At 59.7% G+C, this 16,100-nt stretch carries 11 protein-coding genes and 1 pseudogene; 7 read left to right on the top strand and 5 right to left on the bottom strand.

From position 1 onward, the window contains the following. The 3 genes from L6639_RS41215 to L6639_RS41205 form a co-directional block, all read left to right on the top strand. Positions 1-1,212, top strand: a 1,212-nt coding sequence (locus tag L6639_RS41215) for an Ig-like domain-containing protein (RefSeq protein WP_237867123.1), incomplete at its 5' end; no start/stop codon positions are given. A 40-nt stretch (positions 1,213-1,252) separates the two neighbouring features. After that, positions 1,253-3,163, top strand: coding sequence for a type I secretion system permease/ATPase (locus tag L6639_RS41210; protein ID WP_237867122.1), 1,911 nt, complete (start codon positions 1,253-1,255; stop codon positions 3,161-3,163). Further along, positions 3,163-4,479, top strand: coding sequence for an HlyD family type I secretion periplasmic adaptor subunit (locus L6639_RS41205; protein ID WP_237867121.1), 1,317 nt, complete (start codon positions 3,163-3,165; stop codon positions 4,477-4,479). Before L6639_RS41210 ends, L6639_RS41205 begins: the two co-directional genes overlap by 1 nt. Before the next feature lie 14 nt (positions 4,480-4,493). On the opposite strand, the gene L6639_RS41200 is transcribed toward L6639_RS41205, so the two are convergent. Beyond that, the gene (locus L6639_RS41200; protein WP_237867120.1) at positions 4,494-5,615 is read right to left on the bottom strand and encodes a metallophosphoesterase family protein; all 1,122 of its coding nucleotides are present in this window, start codon (positions 5,613-5,615) and stop codon (positions 4,494-4,496) included. Positions 5,616-5,777: 162 nt separating this feature from the next. Then, on the bottom strand, positions 5,778-7,052 hold the full coding sequence (locus tag L6639_RS41195; RefSeq protein WP_237867119.1) for a Hint domain-containing protein: 1,275 nt from the start codon (positions 7,050-7,052) through the stop codon (positions 5,778-5,780). A 1,301-nt stretch (positions 7,053-8,353) separates the two neighbouring features. Between L6639_RS41195 and gmd the strand changes: the two genes are divergently transcribed. Continuing rightward, a complete protein-coding gene (gmd, locus tag L6639_RS41185) occupies positions 8,354-9,424 on the top strand; it encodes a GDP-mannose 4,6-dehydratase (RefSeq protein WP_237867118.1) in 1,071 nt (356 codons plus the stop codon). 1,430 nt (positions 9,425-10,854) lie between these two features. Here the strand turns inward: gmd and L6639_RS43670 are convergent. Beyond that, on the bottom strand, positions 10,855-11,292 hold the full coding sequence (locus L6639_RS43670; RefSeq protein WP_377819227.1) for an ATP-binding protein: 438 nt from the start codon (positions 11,290-11,292) through the stop codon (positions 10,855-10,857). 959 nt (positions 11,293-12,251) lie between these two features. Here L6639_RS43670 and L6639_RS41175 point away from each other — a divergent pair. Together L6639_RS41175 and L6639_RS41170 are read left to right on the top strand one after the other, a co-directional pair. Continuing rightward, a complete protein-coding gene (locus L6639_RS41175) occupies positions 12,252-12,722 on the top strand; it encodes a transposase family protein (protein WP_237867114.1) in 471 nt (156 codons plus the stop codon). 740 nt (positions 12,723-13,462) lie between these two features. Next, positions 13,463-13,883, top strand: a pseudogene (locus L6639_RS41170) (ATP-binding protein); the annotation flags it as partial. On the opposite strand, the gene L6639_RS41165 reads toward L6639_RS41170, so the two are convergent. Next, positions 13,829-14,029: an MBL fold metallo-hydrolase gene (locus L6639_RS41165; RefSeq protein ID WP_237867113.1), complete on the bottom strand. Its 201-nt coding sequence runs from the start codon at positions 14,027-14,029 to the stop codon at positions 13,829-13,831. The pseudogene L6639_RS41170 and the gene L6639_RS41165 sit on opposite strands and share 55 nt — an antisense overlap. Before the next feature lie 187 nt (positions 14,030-14,216). On the opposite strand from L6639_RS41165, the gene L6639_RS41160 reads away from it, so the two are divergent. Then, a complete protein-coding gene (locus L6639_RS41160; protein WP_237867111.1) occupies positions 14,217-15,032 on the top strand; it encodes a winged helix-turn-helix domain-containing protein in 816 nt (271 codons plus the stop codon). Between the two features lie 244 nt (positions 15,033-15,276). On the opposite strand, the gene L6639_RS41155 is transcribed toward L6639_RS41160, so the two are convergent. Next, positions 15,277-16,038 (bottom strand): transglycosylase SLT domain-containing protein, encoded by a 762-nt coding sequence (locus L6639_RS41155; RefSeq protein WP_237867110.1) that lies wholly within the window; start codon positions 16,036-16,038, stop codon positions 15,277-15,279. Positions 16,039-16,100: the final 62 nt, after the last annotated feature.

Here is a 16,100-nt window from a genome sequence, read left to right as displayed (position 1 = left end):
CACAGCTTCACGGCCACGGCGACCGATGCTGCGGGCAACACCGGCACGGCGTCTTCGCCGGTCTCGGTGACGATCGCCGCGACGGCTGCGGCGCCGACGATCACGTCGTTCACGACCGACAGCGGCGTTGTCGGTGACCACATCACCAACGACAACACGCTGACGCTGACGGGCTCGGCCGTCGCCGGCAGCACCGTGAAGATCTTCGATGGCTCCACTCAGCTGGGTAGCGCCGATGTGGACGGCAGCGGGCACTGGTCGTTGGCGACGCCCACGCTCAACGATGGAACTCACAATCTTACCGTGCAGGATGCGTCCGGCGGCCCCACGTCAGGGACACTTGCGATCACGATTGATACGCATGCTCCGACCGCGCCGACGATGGGTGTTGATTCGCAGACTGGGACGATCGCGACGACCAGTACCATCCTTGACGACGTCATGCTCAAGGGTACCGCAGAGGCGAATAGCCTGATCAAGATCTTTGACGGGTCCGTCCAGATCGGGACCTCGACTGCAACCAGCGCTGGGGCGTGGAGCTTCGATGCAGGCAATCTGAGCGCTGGTGGACACGATTTGACCTCGACAGCGACGGATGCCGCGGGGAATACCAGCCAGGCCTCCGCTATTACACACCTCGAGGTCGCTGCGCAGGCCGATGTCGAATTCACAAATCTTTCGGAGAACCGTTGGGGGGCCGTCACACTCAAGGGTACGGCCGATCCCAACAGCACTATCAAACTGTTCGATGGCACGAAGGCCATTGGTTCGGCCACCGTGGGGTCGGATGGAACCTGGACGTACACGACCAAAGCCGGCTTCCCCAACACCGTTCATACGTTCACGGCGCAAGAAGTCGACAGCGCAGGGCACGTTGTTGCCAACAGTGATGGGGCAGCAATTCTGGGATCAACCGGAAGAAACACGCTTACCGGTACGAATGGGGATGACGTTTTCCGGGGTAACGGGAGCGTTGATACGTTCGTTTTCGCGGCCAACTTTGGCAACGACGTCATCAAGGACTTCCACGCCGGCGGTTGGAATCACGACGTGATACAATTCAACAACACCGCTTTCGACAGTTTCGCAACTGTTTTGGCTCATGCTTCTCAAGTCGGTAGTGATGTGGTCATTGCCGCCGGCTCCGACAGCCTTACGCTGAAAAACACCAAACTTAGCGCACTCGATACCCACGATTTCCACTTTGGATAGCGCTTGATGAATAGAAGACAGACCAGTTTGCGGGGGACGTATGACTGATTTGGGATCGCGGCGGGAGTTCCCGCCGCCCGACGCTTCGGCGATCGAAGTTTCTCACTTGCAGGTGGCTAGGGCTGCAGTGGGGATCATCGTCGATCGGCTTCGATTGAAGATGTCCGGCGGGGTCCTAGAGACGATCCGTTCCCGAATCTTCCGCGAGCGCACGGGTGCGGATGCGCTCTACGGCGACGCACGCTCCGAGGTGCTCACTTTCGTCGTTTCTTGCCGTCGTATCTTTTGGGCTCTCGCGATATTCAGCGGCCTGAGCAATCTTCTTATGCTGAATGGCTCCTTCTTCATGCTGCAAGTTTATGACCGGGTTCTGCCGGGCCGCAGCATCCCGACTCTTGTGGCGCTGCTGGTCCTCGTGACAATGCTGTACGTGCTTCAAGGCGGGCTTGACCTGGTCAGAAGCCGGATAAGTTTGCGCGTCGGCCGATACCTCGACGAAAGGCTGGGATTGCGGGTCTTTGATGCGCTCGTCAGATTGCCGCTCAAAACACGAGGTGACGGCGATGGTTTGCAGCCTTTGCGCGATCTCGACCAAGTTCGCAGCTTCCTGTCCAGCACCGGCCCGGCCGCCCTATTCGATCTGCCCTGGATACCGATCTACCTGGGTATCTGCTTCCTCTTTCATTTTTGGATCGGAATCGCTGCCCTGCTCGGCGGGGTAATACTGGTCGGCCTCACCGCTCTTACGGAAATTCAAAGCCGCGGCCCGGCCAAAGCGTCGTCACGACATGCAGTTCTGCGCAGTGCCCTTGCGGCTGAAGGACGACGAAACGCAGAAGTGCTTCAGGCCATGGGAATGCGGCGTCAGGCCGCTGAGCGATGGCAAGACGTCAATCAGAAATATCTGGCGGCCCACGAGCGATCCAGCGACATCGGTAGCGGGCTCGGCGGCATTTCGAAGACGTTCAGGTCGCTTCTGCAATCGCTAATCCTCGCGGTGGGTGCATATCTGGTCATCAATCAGGAATCTACCGCAGGTATCATCATCGCCAGCTCGATCTTGACTGCCAGGGGACTTGCCCCAGTCGAGATCGCAATCGCAAACTGGAAGGGCTTTGTTGCAGCAAGGCAGGCAGGGCGTCGCCTGGACGATTTGCTCAAGCTCTTGCCGCGCGAAGAGGAGCCGCTCGCGTTGCCACCGCCGACCGGCGCGCTGGTCGTCGAGCAGCTTCATGTCGCAGCTCCAGGCTCCCAGAAACCCCTGGTATCGGATGTATCGTTCGCGCTGAAGGGCGGGCAAGCGCTCGGTATCATCGGTCCAAGCGGCGCAGGCAAGTCGACGTTGGCAAGGGCGCTTGTTGGGGTGTGGCCACATGCTCGCGGCAAGATCAAACTGGACAATGCGGCGCTCGAGCACTGGTCATCCCAGTCACTCGGCAAACATATTGGATATCTTCCTCAAGATGTCGAATTGTTCGACGGTAGCATTGCCGTCAACATCGCCCGTTTTGACGTCAAAGCTACCCCCGCTGCGGTTTTGGGAGCTGCGAACGCTGCCGGCGCGCACGACCTCATCCTGTCTCTCCCCGATGCCTATTCAACGCGTGTGGGCGAGGGCGGAATGGCGCTGTCGGCCGGTCAACGTCAGCGGATCGGCCTTGCCCGCGCGTTCTACGGTGATCCTTTTCTTGTCGTGCTGGATGAGCCGACATCCAATCTCGATTCGGAGGGTGAGGAGGCGCTAACCGAGGCAATCCTCGGCGTCCGTCGCCGTGGCGGCATCGTTATCATTGTTGCTCACCGTCCTAAGGCCCTCGAAGGGGTCGATCACGTTCTGGTGGTCGGAGAAGGTAGAGTGCAGTCGTTCGGGCCCAAGGAAGAGGTACTGAGGAAGGTCTTGCGCACGCCGGTACCGCTGAGGGTTGTCGCTGACGGACATGGAGGAAGCTGATGGACGGCGAAGTGGCCACGCCAGCGTTACGATCTATTCAGCGCTACATAATCGTTGGCACACTTATTTTTTTGTTTGCGACGTTTGGAATTGGTGGTTGGGCCGCGACTTCACAATTGACTGGGGCCGTGATCGGTCAGGGCGTGGTTGTCGTCGATTCAAGCGTCAAGAAGGTGCAACACGCGACAGGTGGCATCGTTGGTGAGATGCACGTACGCGAGGGTGATCATGTCGATGCAGGGCAGATCCTGATTAGACTCGACAAGACGCAAACGCTCGCCAACGCCACGATTGTCATTCAAGGCGTCGATGAGCTCCTTGCTCGTCAAGGTCGTCTCGAGGCAGAGCGCGACAATTCAGATCAGATCGTCTTCCAAAAGCCTTTGATCGAGCGCGCTCGTGACCCCTCTTCGGTGGCCGCGCATGCCGTAGCGGCCGAGAAAGCCCTCTTCAATTTAAGACGGGAAGCCAGGGCTGGCCAGAAGGCCCAGCTGAGGGAGCGAATTGCGCAACTGGGGGAAGAAGTTAAAGGATATTCGGGCCAGGTTGATGCGAAGCTTAAGGAAATCGATCTGATCCGTCAGGAACTCGAGGGTGTTCGTGCCCTTTGGCAGAAGAATCTCGTCCCGATCGCACGACTGACGGCGCTTGAGCGTGATTCAGCACGGCTTGAGGGTGAGCGCAGTCAATTGACCGGGGCCATTGCGCAATCAAAGGGAAAGACGGCCGAGATCCAACTGCAGATGATCCAGATCGATCAGGATCTGCGAACAGAGGTTGGCAAGGATCTGATCGAAACGCGCGCAAAGCTATCGGAGTTGTCGGAACGCAAGACTGCGGCGGTGGATCAACTGAGCCGCGTGGACATTCGTGCCCCTCAAAGCGGTCGCGTGCATCAGCTGACGGTTCATACCGTTGGCGGGGTGATCGCGCCTGGTGAGCAAATCATGCTTATTGTTCCAGATGCAGACACGCTTGCCATTGAGGTGAAGATCTCGCCGCGGGATATCGACCAAGTCTATTTCGGTCAACGGGCGGCCTTACGCTTTGCTGCGTTCAACCAGAAAACCACGCCGGAAATCGAAGGCACGGTAACCATGGTTTCGCCGGACCTCACCCAGGATCAAAGGACCGGAAATAGCTTCTATACAGTGCGAGTGGGTCTTGGCGCCGATGAGCTCGCAAAGCTCGGAACGGCCAAGCTCGTGCCCGGCATGCCCGTCGAAGTGTTCATCAAGACGGCTGGTCGAACGGCATTGTCCTATCTGACCAAACCTCTCATGGACCAAGCTGAGCGCGCATTCAAGGAGAGGTGAGTTGGCTCGGCCCATCAAGGCGTCGCATGTGTGTCAACGTGCGACGCCGCTCCTGAGATTTGTCTGACTGCAGAGCCTTCAATTGCGACGCAGGTCAGGCGCCCCGTTACGAAGGCTCCGGTGTCTATGTTTAGGCGATTGGTCCGCACATCCGTAACTCGCACGGGCGTATGGCCGTGGACGACGAAAGCCTCGAAGGGCGCCGTGAAATTGAGGAACTCTTCGCGAATCCATAGGAAATCGCTTTCGTCTTGATGAGCGATGGGGATATTCGGGCGGATTCCTGCATGCACGAACAGGACGTCTCCGCACTGAAACCATGGTTGCAGCGAGTCAAGAAATGCCCGGTGATCGTCGGGTAGGGTGGTGGCGAATTGCACTGCAAGGTCAATTCTTTCCTGGATGTCGGGTTGCAGGGTCGGCCTTAGGCCATAGGAGTGGAGCGTCTCAAGGCCGCCGCAGGTCCGCCACGAGTCCAGCGCCATAGGATCCTGAAGAAAAGCTGACACGAAAGTCTCGTGGTTCCCTTTCAGGAAGATGCTTTCGATATTGGCTTTGCATCTGACCAGGATATCGAGGACCTCCTTCGACGACGGTCCTCGATCGATGTAGTCACCCAGGAAAACGAGCATTGGCCGCTCAGCCGGATTCTTCGTACAGTCCGAACTGATCTGTTCGAGTACCGAACGCAGCAGGTCCGCGCGGCCATGGATGTCTCCGATCGCATATATCCTCACGCCAGCGGGGAGAGCAGCCGGGATACGAACGCTCCCTCCCGAATCAAAGACGCGAGGCTCGTCGCCGCTTCGCGACACCGAGCGCGATCTCTGCGCGGTATCCAGGGGTCTTGGTGTCGGTTTGACCAATTGACCGGTTATCTGCCCGACCATCGTCAAAATCGACGAGCGGAAGGTTTTCCGAAACATCGATTTGGAGCGTCTGCCATGACGCGGCGCGTTGCGAGAGGGCCGATTGGAGGAAGCCCCACGCAGAGCATCCCGATCACGCCAAGCTGACGAGGAGCCAAAATCCCGGTTCAAGACGTCTGATCGCCAAAGATGCAATTTTACCACACCAATGGAGCCCAGGATCACGACCTGGGCGCACACGAGCAGGGCTAGTTCGCCGACCGTCATTCTCGTGCAATCCTGCGGCAGATTACCTGTCGAGACAGCCGAAGCGCCGCGAGATAATCGTGAATTCCGCTCAGCAAAAATGTCGCGGCCGAGCCCCGAGATCAAGATCTGCCGAACCTAAAATGTCCTTGACGGCTGAGAGGCGAAGTCGGGCATGAAATATCAGGCGGCAGCTATCTTTGCGCCGGATGGAGCCAGGTTTATTGCTCTTGCGGCGAGGAGATCGCGGATGACCCGAGGTACCTGTCGGTGTGCTTTGGCGCGAGCAAATGGCATTTCAACGATGGCTTTGCCTTCGGGGTACAGTCCTTCGTGTTCATGCCAATTGTCGAAGGCGAGGCGATCGACATTGTCGATAAAGGTCTCCGCAGGCGTGTTCTCAGCCAAGATCAAGGAGTGATGTTCCAGTTCGACATGATAGTATGTGAACGTCAGAGGTACTTTGGTCTCGCGCACGATCGATGTGCCATTGACCAGCGCACCGGCCTGAATGAGAACACCTCCGACGAGGATTGCGTGATCAGGCGATACTAGAAAATCGCGCGACGGCACGTGCTCACCGAGGGCGTTGGCCCGAATGCGAACCGGCAGTACACGGAGCGGATCTGCGAACAGCATGCAGATGGTCTGACGCCCTATCCAGACGACCCGTTCCGTCTGGCCGTCGGACGTCAAGACGCGGTCTCCGCGAACCATCGTCTCTACAGCATACTCTCCATCGGGCGTACGGATCATTGTCCCCGCCATGAAGCATGCGGCCTCCCGGAGCGCGATTGAGAATCCGCGCTGATTTACGGTCGGATACAACTGGTCCATCTCGTTGGGCGAGGTCGCTCCGGGAGATGCCAGGTGCTCGTCGGCGACCATAATCTGGGGAAATTCGTATGTGTTTGAACGGGTGTTGGAACGGACGGTGGTCGTCGGGTCTGCCGTATAACCCTCGGCGCCGCCTTTGCTCATCCAAACGCTGACAAGGGTGTCGTTTGGGCTGGTGGTCGTCACTGACGGCGCGACCGTTTCATCAAGGTAGTTGCTCGTGTTGGTCTGACCTCCGAAGACGTCGATCGGCGAGGTCGGATCCACGCCGGAATAGCTCAGCAGCGTCCAGGAGTAGTCAGACTGATTGGACCAACTAAAGTTAAGGTTTTGGCTCTCGTTGCCCGTTGCGACCTTGTAAAAGATCGATGCGTTGGCGGGCACGCCATCGAGCGACAGCGCTGTATTGTCCAACTGCGCCCAACCCGGCGGAGGCTGGACGGGGCCAGACGGAGGGCCAACCAGTGGTCCGTCCCCGTGGTCACCAGTGTGCGGCACCAGCGGTACGACAACTGCGATCAACAGATCGTTCGGATTGATCGTTCCGGCGGTTAGAGTGACCCCCGTCGCGAGCTGAAAATTGGAGTTCCCCGACTCTGCCCAGTTGAATTCGATGGCCAAGACAATACTCCTACCAATACCAATCTACCGCAACCGCTACCGCTGGTTTCTTCGAATGTCGAGCCGACATTTTGGATTGAAAATGCCTTATTGAATTTTAAACTATTAAATAAACAAAACAACAGAAAGGTGAATTTAAGAGCCGGTCAATTGTCGCGGCTCATAGTTAATATGGCTTCGCCAGTTCAAAAGGCGGGACAGATAGAGCCGGCACATTCATGAAAGAGCAGATTATCGCCGTGTTGGGTAGCATGAGGGCAGGCGAAGCCGCCGACCTGGCTCAGGCACGGGTTTCCGAAGTGACGATCTACAGCTGGAAGGCCAAATTTGGCCATATAGATGTCTCTGAGGCAAAAGCGTTGAGAGCCTTTGTATATGAGAATGGGAAACTGGAGAATTCTCACCGGGCAGATCTTCGATGTGACCGCGCGCGAGCTACTTTCAAAAAATGTCGGGCCCGCCGCCAAGCGGGCTGCGGCCGCGCATCTGCGAACTGTCATGAGTCTGTCGGAACGGCGGGCCTGCTCGATCGCAGGCGCGGATCGGAAGATGATCTTACAGCTTCAGCCGTCCTCTGGACACGGCCCTGCGGGGCCGGCGGCGTGAGCTCGCCAACGAGCGGCGACGTTTTGGGTACCGCCGGCCGTTCTCTATCGCGAGGAAGGGCTCACCGTCCAGAAGCGACGAGCTCACGGCAAAGCCTCGAGAACGCGCGCTCCTAATCCTGGTTGAAGCGAGCCCGATCGACCGCTCGTCACTGGATTCCGCTCGCGACCGATTCGCTAACGGTCGGCATTTCCGCATCCTCGACATCATTGACGAGTTGACGAAGGCTGATCGTCAAGGTCCGATGCTGGGTCGCAGCCGAGATGCCCGTTACCCCGATTGCAATGGAAACCGCCGATAGCTTAGCCGTCCGGTCGGACCAAGTAACTCGCTCGCACATCTGTTGACGAGGCGTGATTTATGATCCGGGAGAGACATAATGTTCGCTACAGCCCATCGCGCCATTATCGCCAGTTATAGGAACCATGCCGCGAGGTCCGAAACGGTAGCATATTTTGCAGCGGCTATTGATCACGCTAAGCCAAATTACTTGTCGCCCGAACGCCCCACAGACAGGACAGACAACCCCGCCCCTCGCATTGCCATACCTCGTGTGATCAGGGGTTGACCCGGTAACCGATATGCCCAAAAAGACCTTCTCGAGTTTGGTTTTCGGAAACTATCGTGCTTGTTGGGGTAACGTGCAGGGGGAGAGCGTCCACTCGCGACCTTGATTTAGAAGAAAGGGCTTTTCCATGCGTGAGCGGATCGCTCTGATCACCGGCGTAACCGGCCAGGATGGCGCGTATTTGGCGGAATATTTGCTCTCGCTTGGCTATATCGTGCATGGGATCAAGCGGCGCTCGTCCTCGTTCAATACGGCGCGCGTCGATCACCTGTATCAAGATCCGCATGTCGGTAAGGTGCCGTTCCTGATGCATTACGGTGACATGACGGATTCGACCAATCTGATTCGACTAGTGCAGCAGATCCGGCCGACCGAGATCTATAATCTTGCCGCCCAAAGCCACGTCGGCGTTAGTTTCGAAAGCCCGGAATACACCGCCAATGCCGACGCCATCGGCGTGCTGCGTCTCCTGGAGGCGATCCGCATTCTCGGCATGGAAAAGGAGGCGCGGTTCTACCAAGCCTCGACCTCCGAGCTCTACGGTCTCGTGCAGGAGATCCCGCAGAAGGAGACCACCCCGTTCTATCCACGATCGCCCTATGGTGTCGCGAAACTCTACGGTTACTGGATAACGGTAAACTACCGCGAAGCCTACGGCATGTTTGCCAGCAACGGCATCTTGTTCAACCACGAGAGCCCGATCCGCGGCGAGACCTTTGTCACCCGCAAGATCACGCGTGGAGTTGCACGCATCGAGGTCGGGCTGGAGCAAACGCTCTATCTCGGCAACCTCGCGGCCAAGCGCGACTGGGGCCATGCCAAGGATTACGTCGAGGGTATGCACATGATACTGCAAGTCGACGATCCCGATGATTTCGTGCTTGCCACCGGCGAGACGCATACGGTGCGCGACATGGTCGAGCTGTCCTTCGCGCAGGTTGGCCGCCGCATCGAATGGCGCGGCGCGGGCGTGGACGAGATCGGAATCGACTACAAAAGTGGCAAGGTTGTGGTGAGGATCGATCCGACTTATTTCCGTCCGACCGAAGTTGATCTCCTCGTCGGCGACGCCAGCAAGGCGCGCCAGGTGCTCGGTTGGAAGCCAAAGCGGACTTTTGCGCAGCTCGTCCAGGAGATGATGGCGAGCGATCTGGCCGAGGCCAAACGCGACATCGCGAATGGCAAGCAAGCCGTTTGAGATCAAGCGGAAAAGCAATGTACGTCGCCGATCATCGCAGACTTGTTGAGTAGAAGTCTCGCACCTGTAGCGCAAACGCTTCATTCACCAGCGGGCCCAGAGAGTTAATGCCGCGGCGCATATCGGTATGGTCGATTGCAAATCACACCCGCACGCCCGACGCAATCGGGATCACCTTAGGTGAGCATCTGCCGGCGCAGTGACCGCGGCCTATCGTCGCCGCATCGACCATACCCGCGGTCCGCATCCGAGCCCGGCGGCAACTCGATCTGGATCGCCCCGGCGCTGCTGGCCGGCGCGACCGACAAGGCGTGGGCCCTGAATCCTCGACCACCTTTGCCGGTACGAAACTAGGTTGGGCGGCGTCCTTCGGCTCAGGCCAAAACGACCGTTGCCATTCGTTCTCGATTTGAAGCTAAGGGCCGGCGATGACTTTTGACGAATTGTCAAACCGATCGTTGATGCGCTGGCCGCACCCGAATGGGTGAGCGGTCATAAACCAGCATCTCAAGGTGTTCGGGTCGATTTGGATGATGAGTTGACCTACAAGCAGATTGCTGAGGGTCTGAACATCCGTGGGGCGCGAGGTCGCACAGGGGCGGAGTTCACCGGGCAACCGCTCTAAAACTTCATCAGCCGGCTTGTAGGGCCCAGGCAGCCTGTTCGGTCCGGGCTCGGGCCCGGACAGCCGCCCTTCTTAGTTCGCCTGCCCAGAATTGCTCGCGAGGTTGGATGTCGCCTTTGTTGGCGGCCTCTTCATTTCTGGGCCAGCTTAACTAGACATCAGGAGCACACGCAATCTCGATTACCTGGAAGTCCAAGCAGGCACAGCCCGGAAGCCATCGAAGCGGCCGGTACAAGGATGGGTGCGCGCCCGAAACCTTCCGCACCTTCGCCTACGCTGGAATCGCCGTTTGCGCTTCGGGGCGCCCCTCCAGAGGGAGAGTGTTGTAGGCAAGGTGAGTAGGCAGGGTTTTGCCGACGCCCCCCGTTACTTCCCGGGAACTGTAACGCGTTTTTCAGACAAATGTAACGCGTTAATCGGGGTCTCCGACGACGCTTCGGGACAGGGCTCGAAACTCGATTAACGCGTTGCAGTTATCGAATAAAGCGTTGCCGGACGGCAATTCCAGCGTCGCATACCAAATTTGGATCCAGACCGGCGTACGGAGCACCCCAGGCGAACACGCCCGCGAAAGCGAAGGTCTGGAGGGTGCGAGCATGTTGGGCGACGGGCCGGATGGAAACGCCGGAACGCGGCGGCCGAGGGGGCCAAATCAAGAGGGCTTGCAGCCTATGACTATCCAAACCGGGCCGGAAACACCGATCCGCGACCCCCTTGGTGTCAAACGCCATCTGGAACCGCCCCCACCATCGGGATTATGATCTCGGTTGAAGGTTGTTTCCGCCGGTGCCGGGCCGGAGGGCCGTCACCGGGCGTCGGCGCCTTGATGAGGCCGCTTTTGCGCTTGGTGAGGAGCCGAGCTGTCGCCGCGGATCGGCAGTACGTGGCTGTGATGTAGGAGCAGGTCGGGGATCGCGGTGGCGACCACGGGATCGGCGAACACTGTGCCCCATTCGGCAACGCTGCGGATAGCATTGCGCCGGTTTCGTATCGCCACCTCTACGATGTGATGCTGAATTCGCGGATCCATGGGCGCAAGGACGATCTGCTGATCTTTGGGCCTTCGGACACCGAACGGCTCGTCAACACGCTTGTGACCCAGGTCTACGACAAGGACATCGCCTGGCGGTGATCGGGGCGAGCCGACCTTTGGCGGCTGCAAGCCGGTGGCGCGACCGACATCATTCCCGGCCAAATCCTCGACACAGACCGCTGTAAGATCAGCCCCGAACTCGTTTCGCATGGCGAAGGGCTCGACATGTCAACGGCATTTCTTGGATGTGCCTCGGCTATCGTTTCGAAGCGAAAGGCGGTCATTGCCATTTCCGGCGACACCGTTCCCTGGCCCGTCCTCAAGCGGCTTGCCGAGAGCGCCGCTTGCTCGTGCAGGTTTGGTTCCTGGCAACGTCCGGGATCAACAACGAGCATTCCCGCAGGCTGGCGAAATACGCGATCGCCTGCGGTGACACGGTCAGCAAGATAGCAGCCAAAGCCGGCGTCTGGCGCTGACACATCACCGTCCGCACCGACCACGCCATGCAGAACGCGCTGCTCGCAGGGTGTTTGTCAGGCAGGACTCTTCGGGTCCCTTGTGATCGGCGAAGACCTCACGCGCATCGAGGTATGACAGCCAAAAGCGCGATGAGGTTGGGTTGAAGCGTCATCGCGCTTTACCTCTTTGTTTGAACATGATCTCCGCGCAAACGCGTTCCGCTGATGTCGCGAGGGAAAATTGCTTCACACGTTGCGCTAACGCGGCCCTTCGGGGTCGCATTGCCTTGCCCAGAATGTTACCGGACAACTTCTCGCCGATGATCGCGGCCGAACGAGCGGAGAAGGGACGGATCCTCGACGAGCTATGCGCGACGACGAGCTGGCATCGTAAGCATGCGGTGCGCGCGGTCCGGCGACGCGAGGCGGTTGGACCGCGCGAGGTTGAGGCAACAAGAAAGCGAGGGAGCAGATAGGGCGCGACGTATCAAGGATGCGCTGACGGCGCTGTGGGACGCGTCGGATCGGGTGTGCGGTAGGCGGCTCAAGGTGATTGATGGTCCGGACCTTGCTACCGGCCCTTGAGAAACATGGCCGATTGCAGCTTGGTCAGTCGGACCGTGATCGTGTTGACCATCGATCGCCTGCTCGTCTGTGAAGATCGCGGCGGCAGGCGGCGCCGTCCTGGATTCTATTCGGCAATCATGCGCGATGTCCCCGATCCGTACGTGCAACGACTGGATCAGCTCGGTGCCCGGCTTCTGCGAGGTCGACATGGTCGCCCATGGCGGCACGTGGGGGGCTGGCTCGTTCATCCAAACTCTAACGGTGGTCGATGTCGACACCGGCCGAACGGAGTGCCAGCCTTTGCCCACGCGGGGGGGTTCGTTGGTCGTCGAGGCGATCAACCACGCACGTCTTTTCCCCCGGCTGTTGCGCGGCGTGGACTTCGAAAACGGCAGCGCCTTCATGAACGATCTCGTCGTGCCATGGTGTCGTGAACAGAAGATCGAAGTCACACGCTCGCGGCCTAAGAAGAACGATCAGGCGTTGTCGAGTAGAAGAATGGTGCGGTTGTCCGCCGTCATGGGCTATGGTCGCGTCGATGGCGTCGAGACAGCGCGCATGATGAGCCGCCTCTACGCGGCGGCACGGCTCTACGTCAACTTCTTCCAACCGTAGTTGAAGCTGAAGGAGAAGCGTCGCGAAGGGGCCAAAGCGATCAAGCACTATCATCTCCCATCGACGCCCTATGAGCGTGCCTTGGCGCATCACACGGAGACCACGGCCGTGAAGAAACGGCTACCCGATCAGTATCGCTGGCTCGATCCGCTCGCGCCGTTGGCGGAGATTCGCGTAACCCAAGAGGAACTAGGCAATCGCGTCGATGGTCGTGCCGGACAGGTGCGCTGCCTGCAACCCGCTCACCGCGAAGACGCTCGGCAAGACCGTGACGGTCGGCGAGCCGCGTGCAACGCGTTGGCGAACTCGTCGGCCTATAGGACCTCGTATGCCGTCCAAGCTCGACCCGCATATTGCCGCGATCGAATCATGGTTCGCAGAACAGCCGCAACTGACGGCGCTCGCAATTGTGGGCCGACTGCGCTAGAAATACCTCGAGGAGTTGGGAAAGAGACAGCATTCGATCGCGCAACGTCTGCTGAGGGCGCTCAGACGAAGTGCTGCCAGACGGTTGGTTGCTGCAGGGTCCGCTCGACGACGCCACGACCTCGGCCCCATTGCCCGGGGTCGTGGGTGGCTCGGGCTAGGTAGGGCCCCGCCGCCACGTCTCGTCGAGCGAGCCGGGAAAGCCATCTGGCGCGACCGATTATTCGACATCGGATCGTCATCGGCAATGGCACCGTCAGGGTAACATTCGTAGATGTCGCAATACGGGGGTCATTGTTGCAAGCCGAAACACACGCGTGATAGCACGCAAGGACCATCGCCGCATCGAGAGATGGCGCTGAAGCTGGCGCACTTCCCGGCCGTAAAGGGTTTGCTGGCTTCGACTTCGAGGCCGTCCATCGATCCGAAGCAGATTCGTGATCTTTTGCCGCATCGCGTTGGATAGCCAACGGAGAGAACGTGCTGCTGCTCGCTCGCCAGGCGTGGGTAAGACGCACTTGTCGATCGCGCTCGGACGAGAGCGATCCTGGCCGGATACACGGTGCAGTTCACCACTGCGACGCTGGTCGCTGGCCTTGCCAAGGCGCACGGCGAGCGACGCCTGGACAAGAATCTGTCGCGCTATCGAGGCCAAAGCTGCTCATCGTCGACGAACTCCGCTACTTGCCCCTTGAACATGACGCGGCGCATCTGTTCTTCCAACTGGTCAGCCGGATGTGATCGAAATGATGGTGGGTGAGAAACACCGTGTTGATGGCGCCGAGCGGCATGCCGGCCTTGCTGAGCTGCACCATGACGCCGCGGCCAGCGTCGAACAGGATGTTCTCCTTAGCGATCCTGATCAGCGTGGTCGTCGCCATGTGGCGGGTCTGCTGTCGAATCGGAATTCGGAGGAGCGGAATTGTTGGTGCCGGTCGAGTATAGATGCGCTCAATGAGAAGGGTGGGGCAATTCAAAGCTAATACTGCAATACCGTGACCTATATGTTGTCTGGGCGATACAACCCGCCTAGTATTCGGCAGGCAGTTTGAGGGGCTCGAACAGGCCGTGAGTGTTCGTTCACAGGACAGTGCATCGCGCGGCCACTTGAGTTTTCAAGCCCAGTCGCAGGCACACAGGACATCCAACATCGTGGCTGATTCCGCACTTCAGGAATTGCGGCCTATCGGGCGCGAGCGGCTGATCGTCGTCGAAGACGATCCCGTGACGCGAACGATGCTGGTCGGTTACTTCAGCGAGAATAATTTCGACGTGGTCGGCGCCGGCACCTGCGCCGAGTGCCGCCAGGCGCTGCGCGCACGCACCGACCTCGTCTTCCTCGACCTGCAATTGCCCGACGGAGATGGCTTCGATCTCGCCAAGGAGATCCAGGCCACCAGCAACGCAGGCATCATCTTCGTGACCCGCCGCGACACCGACGTCGATCGCATCCTTGGCCTGGAGATCGCCGGCGACCATTACGTCACCAAGCCGATCAATCTGCGTGATCTGCTGGCGCGCGCGCGCAGCGTGCTGCGGCGGCGCTCGATCGACCGCAAGGCGGCGCGCAACCACAATTCGATCGCCTTCGGCGACTGGATCATCGACCTGACGCGGCGCGAACTGCTGGGCAGCGACGGCAAGCCGGTGGCGCTGACCCGTGCCGAGTTCGACCTGCTCGCCGCCCTGGTCGGCGCGGACGGACGCCCGCTCAGCCGCGACTATCTGATCGAGGTCGTCAGCAACCGCCAGGCCGAGGTCGACATCCGCACGGTCGATGCGCTGGTGGCGCGGCTGCGCCGCAAGCTCGTCGGCAGCGGCACGCCTGTCATCACCACCGTCACCGGCGTCGGCTACAAGCTCGCGCTCAGCGAACGCCTCTAGTTTGCTTTAGCCGCTGAACCCGACCAGGAAACGGATGGCGATGAAGGGTCGAGGTGGCCACGGCCGCCGTTGCGACAATCGCAAACAAGGCTCTCAAACTGTTGTGCATAGTCATTATTTGGGGTTACGCAGAAAGACTGTTGGCTTAATCGCTGCAGCTACCCCGAAAAGGGGAGCATCCGTAGTATTCCATCGACCATGACGGTCTCGTCAAGAGCCGGGTCCGCTTTGTGACGAACGACCGTTAACGCGAGGCCGTCCGCTTCCACCTTGCCTCGATCCGGGCCTTGATGCGGCTGACCCTGGCCTCATGCGCGGCCCAATAGGCCCGGCTTGCGGCGGCCGTGCCCCTGATGTAGCGGGCATAGACGTCCTTCGGCCGTGCCGTCCTGGGCTGCGTCCGCGGCTTTTCAGTTTTGGCTGATGTTGTTGCCGGTACGGGGTCCGCCGCGGGTGCCAGCGGTGTAACGGCCGCAGCCGGGGTGATCGCTGCCGTTGAGCCCATCGCGAGCAGCCGGTTGCGGGCGCGATTGCAGTAGACCTGCGAACGAGGGGTCATCTCTTCCTCGTCGTGGCTGGCCCGATATTTCATCAGCGTGCGGCAGAGGTCACCGCCGGCGAGGCGCCATGCACGGCTGAGATGAAGCACACCGTAGTGGATGTTGATGTCAGGCTCGGCGAACTCGGCGGCGTTTCCTTTGAACCCGAGCGTCGCCGCGGTCTCGAGCCGCAGCTGCATCAGGCCGAGCTCGCCGGCGCTGCCGACGACCGCCGAGTTGTAGCCGCTCTCGACGAAGACGACCGCCTCCGCAATGTCGGCGGGCAGATTGGTCCTCGCCGTCTCGCGCTCGATGATCTTGCGGATCTCGGCGCGCGACGTCACGGTTTCGCCGGCGCCGAGGTCGGCATCTTGAGCCCGCGCGCAGGTCGAGGCGGACAACAGCAACGCGGCCACGACGTGCGTCCACGTCGCGCTCGGATTTCGTCGTGCCGGGCCCCTCAGCATGGAGCCCGTCCTACATCTTTCGAGTTAACAACCGATGTGCCCGCCGACGCTCCCTGCGCGCC

The organism is Bradyrhizobium zhengyangense (assembly GCF_022012555.1).
Taxonomy (GTDB): domain Bacteria; phylum Pseudomonadota; class Alphaproteobacteria; order Rhizobiales; family Xanthobacteraceae; genus Bradyrhizobium; species Bradyrhizobium zhengyangense.
The sequence above is the reverse complement of the archived record's forward strand: the minus strand, read 5'-3'. Positions and strand labels throughout refer to the sequence as shown.